The 571-nt window shown below is 64.6% G+C and carries 1 protein-coding gene; it reads left to right on the top strand.

What is annotated here, in order from left to right:
* Positions 1-47 precede the first annotated feature (47 nt).
* The coding region (locus tag VR44_RS40430) for a tetratricopeptide repeat protein (protein WP_245692929.1) at positions 48-571 on the top strand (524 nt) is incomplete at its 3' end.

The following is a 571-nucleotide window of genomic DNA, read 5'->3' as shown; positions in this document are numbered from 1 at the left end:
CAGAAACCTGGTACTGGAAAGCCACCGACGCCGGACACACCGACGCCATGACCAACCTCGGACTGCTGCTGGCCAACATCGGCCGCACCAACGAAGCAGAAACCTGGTACCGGAAAGCCGCCGACGCCGGACAGATCGACGCCATGCACAACCTCGGACTGCTGCTGGCCAACATCGGCCGCACCAACGAGGCGGAAACCTGGTACCGGAAAGCCATCGACGCCGGACACACCGACGCCATGTACAGCCTCGGACTGCTGCTGGCCAACACCGGCCGCACCAACGAAGCAGAAACCTGGTACCGGAAAGCCACCGACACCGGACAGATCAACGCCATGCACGGCCTCGGACTGCTGCTGGCCAACACCGGCCGCACCAACGAAGCAGAAACCTGGTACCGGAAAGCCACCGACGGCGGAAGCAGCGGAGCCATGAACAACCTCGCCCTGCTCCTGCAGAACACCGGCCGCGAGACCGAGGCGCAACCCTGGTACGAACGCGCCGCCAACGCCGGAGACGCCAACGCCATGAACAACCTCGGAGCGCTGCTGCAGAACACTGGCCGCGAGAC

Source organism: Streptomyces katrae, from assembly GCF_000966975.1.
Classification (GTDB): domain Bacteria; phylum Actinomycetota; class Actinomycetes; order Streptomycetales; family Streptomycetaceae; genus Streptomyces; species Streptomyces katrae.
The sequence above is the reverse complement of the archived record's forward strand: the minus strand, read 5'-3'. Positions and strand labels throughout refer to the sequence as shown.